We start from the raw sequence: 4615 nt of genomic DNA, 5'->3' as shown, positions 1-4615 counted from the left end.
AGCGTGCGGGCCCTTCTTGACAAAGACGCGCGCCCCGATCGCCTGCCACGGGGGAAGCGGGCGATTGGGGCGCGCATGAAGAGCTTAACCACCGCGCACCACCGGCACAACGGGTCGACTTGGGTCAGATTTCCGACGGAGGCTGGCCGAGTCGACCACTTCCCTCTCAGAGTTGACCGAGGGTGACCCGGCATGGACCCTGAGCGCGGGTGCTGCCGATCAGAGGCGAACTCCGACGTGGGTGGCGTCGCCGTTTCCGCGCGCCCGCACCCAAACGATCATCCAAAGTGGATCTCACTACACTGCGGGTCGTGATCAACTTCAGACGATCGACGGCGGTCCTTATCGGACTGTTGGCGACCACCGCGCTGACCGGCCCGGCACAAGCCGACGAGGAGCCGGCGCCCGAGCCGCCCCGGGTCGAGCTGGTGCTCGACGTCAGCGGGTCGATGCGCGCCGCCGACATCGACGGACGCACCCGGATCTCGGTCGCCCAGCAGGCATTCAACGAGGTGGTTGACGCGCTGCCCGAGGAGACACAGCTCGGCATCCGGGTGCTCGGCGCGACCTATCGCGGCAAGGACAAGAAGGTCGGTTGCCAGGACACCCAGCAGATCGTGCCGGTCGGGCCGGTGAACCGGTCCGCCGCCAAGGCGGCGGTGGCGACACTTCGGCCGACCGGGTTCACTCCGGTCGGGCTTGCGCTGCGCTCCGCGGCGCAGGACCTGGGCGCCGGGGCCACCACCCGGCGGATCGTGCTGATCACCGACGGCGAGGACACCTGCTCTCCACCGGACCCGTGCGAGGTGGCCCGGGAACTGGCCGCCCAGGGCACCAGCCTGGTCGTCGACACCCTCGGCCTGGCCCCCGACGACAAGGTTCGCCGGCAACTGCTCTGCATCGCCAGCGCCACCGGCGGGACCTACACCGCCGCGCAGAGCGCCGAGGAGCTGACCGACCGGATCAAACAGCTCGTCGAGCGGGCCGGAGACACGCACACCCGAGCCCCGACAGTTGTCGGCGGCACGAGCGCGTGCGACTCGGCGCCACTGCTCGCCCCCGGCGTCTACGCCGACCGGGAAGCGTTCTCCGAGCATCGCTACTACCGGGTGCCGATCCGCCCCGGGCAGGAGCTGCGAGCTTCGGTGAGCATGGCGCTGGACCGGGCCGTCAACCGGGACTACGGGGTGCTGCTGCGGGCCACCGCGGCCGACGGCCGGGAACTCGTCCGCGGCGCGGACGCCGGCAGCGGGCGGGCCGACGTGCTCTCCGCCGGGCTGCGCTGGTCGGCCACCGCGGACGACGAGGATGCCGCCGAGACCGAGCAGAGCGCCGCGCCGGTCATCGAACCCACCACCGTCTGCCTGGTGGTCAGCAATTCGTTCGCCCCGCGTCCCGGCACCGCGGCCACCCCGGGCATGCCGGTGGAGTTGACCATCGACGTGGTCGCCGCCGCACCCGCACCGGACGGACCGGACCTCGGCCGGGGCTGGGTGCTGCTCGCACTGCTCACCATCGCCGGTCTGCTCACCGGCCTGATCGCCGGTCTGCTCACCCGCTGGTGGGTCGCCACCTGGAGGGAGAACTGATGCGTACCGCACTGTTCCGGTCGATGGCGGCGCTGCTCGCCGCCGGCACGGCCGCTCTGCTCCCCACCGCGGCCGCCGCCGCACCAACCCCCTCCCCGGGTGCCACGCCGGTGAACCGTGCCGGCACGTCGTTCCTCACCGCCACCCCGATCACCGCCGGACAACCGGTACGGGTGGACGCCTCGATCGGCGATCACCTCTACTGGTCGTTCCCGGCGACGGCCGGGCAGGTGCACGAGATCAGCGCCACCGTCACCTTCCCGAAGGGACGCAGCGGCGCCTCCACCTGGACGGTGGACGTCTTCGACGGGCTGCGCCGACGCCAGGCGTGCACGGCGGGGGCCCAGACCCCGACAGTGGACGCGAAGGCGTCGAACGTGGTGCTGGGTTGCACGCTGCGCGAGGTGCGGCCGTGGGCGGAGCCCTGGTCGGCCGACCCACTGCCCGGCACGTACGTCGTCCGACTCTCGGTGATCGAGCTGCCGGAGCCGGATCTGGGCGCGCCGATCGACGTCGACCTGCTGGTGGGCACCATCGCCGACCGGGGCGCCTCGGCTGACGACGGCGAACTGGCCGCCCCGCTGGTGCCGAACACCAAGGCCGGCACGGTGCTCAATGCCGTACCCCCGGTGGACGCGGAGGCCGACGACGAGAGCGGCTCGCTGACGGACTGGTTGCCGGATCTCGGCTCGCGCTGGGTCTGGACCGGCATCGGCGGCGCGCTCGCCGCGGTGGCCGGCGTGTTCGGATTCGCGCTGACCCGACGCCCTCGACGTCGCTGAGACGCCTCCTCTGGTGGCCCCGCCCAGCGGCGAGGCCACCAGAGGGTCAGCGCCGCCGGGAGCCGCGCGGCAACCAGCCGATGAACCTGTCCTGGAGCGACATCACCGGGGCTGCGCGCAGATCCTCGGTGGCGGCGGCGAGGCAGGAGCCCAGATAGACGCTGAGCATGGCGCGGTCACCTCCGTACTCCGCCAGCAGCCGGGTGCGCTTCGTCGCGCACGGCCACTCGTCACCGCAGGAGCCGCAGCTCCAGCAGGGGGTCTTCGGGGCGTGTTCGTCGGCCCGCACCCCCGGCCGTTCCAGACCATCGGTCATCGCACGTCCTTCCAGATGTCCACGGGACTGGCGGCTGCCGTGCCGGCCAGCATTGATGGTGGTCCCCCCGGAGCCATCAGGGAGAGCGCTGCGCGTCCCTCCGGTGTTACATCTTTGCGGTACCTTCGTCCGTCGTGGGAGTCGGAAATTTGACGGTTAATTTGATGCGTCATTCCTACCGACCAGTAGGTCACCGGAATGCGTGACCTGCTGCCATCGACGGTCGCCGTCGCCGTCGCCGGGCCGGAGGACTGGACGGGCGAGTTGCTCCCCGCTGAGCAGGCATGCCTCGGCGAGCGGGCGGTGCAGACCCGTCGGCGGGACTTTGCCGCGGGCAGGATTTGCGCCCGCAGGGCACTGCGCGACCTCGGCCTGCCGGCAACCGCCGTGCCGGCCGCCGCCGACCGCGCGCCGGTCTGGCCGGCCGGGATCGTCGGCAGCATCACCCACACCGCCGGCTACTGCGCCGCGGCGGCGGCGCACACCACCGACGTCCGGTCCGTCGGGATGGACGCCGAGCAGCACCGCGAGGTCAATCCGGGAGTACGCCGACTCGTGCTGCTGCCCGAGGAGGAGGCCATCTGCGCCCGGCTGCCCAGCGGCACCTACTGGCCTATCGTGCTGTTCAGCGCGAAGGAGACCGTCTACAAGGTGTGGCATCCGGTCGTCCGCGGCTGGTTGGACTTCCACGACGCCCAACTCGACATCGATCCGGATGCCGGCACGTTCACTGCCCTGATCGCACCGGCCCGGGTGGACGCGGCGGGGGTCGACGACCCACCGGCATCGATCAGCGGCCGATTCGTGATCGCCGACGGGCTGGTCCGCACCGCCGCCGTGCTTCCGGCACGTTGACCTCGCCCGGTTACTCATAGCGATGAATGGAATACCGATCCACATTGGCTATCGGTGACCAGTTGAACACCGTCCACGCTGGCCAGATGGGTTTTGCATCCTTGCGGTGGGAAGCCCTCCGGCGTGGCGATTGGACGCTCCGCCACCCACGGTAACGTCGAAGAGTTCCCGCACCGCACGTACCGAAGCGTCAAGGAGTACGGTGACCCACCCCCAGCCTCGCGTCACGCCGCACGACCCCCGACAGCCGAACCCGCAGCCGCCGACCCGCTCGTTCGCGGCGACACCGCAGCCGCCGTTCTCGGGGGCTGCGTACCCGGCGGCGGGCGGGAACACGGGCGATGGCGGCGGATATCGGGCACCCGGCGGCTCCGGCTACCCGATCATCGCACCACCACCGGCGCTGACGGACCGCGCCAAGAAGTCCGTCGTGGTCGTCGCGGTCACCGCGGCCGTACTCACCCTGCTCACCTGCGCCGGCGGCATCGTGGCGGTCGTCATCGGCACCAAGGGCACCTCGACCACGGTGAGCGAGGCACAGGCCACCCCGCCGACCCCGCCGACGAGCGGCGACACCCGCGGGATGTCGCCGGGCGACACCCTGGTCGTCAACCGCGAGGCCGGCACCGTCGAGATCACCGTGACGAAGTTCAGCAGCGCCACCAAACCCTGCAAGTCCCACGGACTGAAGCCCGGCGAGGGCATGTACGTGATCGCCGACGTGACGGTGGCTGTCACCAAGGGCACCGCGTCGACGAACCCGCTCTACTTCCAGTGGGTCGCCGCCGACGGCACCAAGACCACAGCGATCGGTGGAGCCTTCTCCGGCTGTGGCAAACCGATGCCGGCCGTGGACGACCTGACCGCCGGCACCAGAAGCACCGGCAGCGTGGTGTTCGACGTGCACGACACCTCCGGCGCGCTGGAGTACCACGACCAGTTCCAGACCGCCGGTTCCTGGAAGCCGTGACGCGCTGACACGACGTGGGGGCGGCCCCCCCCCGGGGGCCCCCCCCCGGGGGGGGGTGTGGGGGGGGGGAGCCCCGCCCCCGCCCCGCGGGGCGCCGCGCGGC

At 71.5% G+C, this 4615-nt stretch carries 5 protein-coding genes; 4 read left to right on the top strand and 1 reads right to left on the bottom strand.

Going from position 1 to position 4615, the window contains the following annotated elements:
- Positions 1-311 precede the first annotated feature (311 nt).
- Together AB0B48_RS30450 and AB0B48_RS30445 are read left to right on the top strand one after the other, a co-directional pair.
- Positions 312-1589, top strand: coding sequence for a VWA domain-containing protein (locus tag AB0B48_RS30450; RefSeq protein ID WP_357207540.1), 1278 nt, complete (start codon positions 312-314; stop codon positions 1587-1589).
- Positions 1589-2371 carry a peptidase gene (locus tag AB0B48_RS30445; RefSeq protein WP_355005137.1) on the top strand — a complete coding sequence of 261 codons (783 nt, stop codon included), beginning with the start codon at positions 1589-1591 and terminating at the stop codon, positions 2369-2371. The genes AB0B48_RS30450 and AB0B48_RS30445 overlap by 1 nt, the downstream gene beginning before the upstream one ends.
- Before the next feature lie 46 nt (positions 2372-2417).
- On the opposite strand, the gene AB0B48_RS30440 is transcribed toward AB0B48_RS30445, so the two are convergent.
- A complete protein-coding gene (locus AB0B48_RS30440; protein WP_357207537.1) occupies positions 2418-2687 on the bottom strand; it encodes a hypothetical protein in 270 nt (89 codons plus the stop codon).
- 198 nt (positions 2688-2885) lie between these two features.
- On the opposite strand from AB0B48_RS30440, the gene AB0B48_RS30435 reads away from it, so the two are divergent.
- Positions 2886-3542 (top strand): 4'-phosphopantetheinyl transferase superfamily protein, encoded by a 657-nt coding sequence (locus tag AB0B48_RS30435; RefSeq protein WP_357207534.1) that lies wholly within the window; start codon positions 2886-2888, stop codon positions 3540-3542.
- Between the two features lie 202 nt (positions 3543-3744).
- Positions 3745-4512 carry a DUF4352 domain-containing protein gene (locus tag AB0B48_RS30430; protein ID WP_357207531.1) on the top strand — a complete coding sequence of 256 codons (768 nt, stop codon included), beginning with the start codon at positions 3745-3747 and terminating at the stop codon, positions 4510-4512.
- The last annotated feature ends 103 nt before the right edge of the window (positions 4513-4615 follow it).

Origin of the sequence: Micromonospora sp. NPDC049089 (assembly GCF_040648775.1) — a bacterium.
Lineage (GTDB): Bacteria > Actinomycetota > Actinomycetes > Mycobacteriales > Micromonosporaceae > Micromonospora.
The sequence above is the reverse complement of the archived record's forward strand: the minus strand, read 5'-3'. Positions and strand labels throughout refer to the sequence as shown.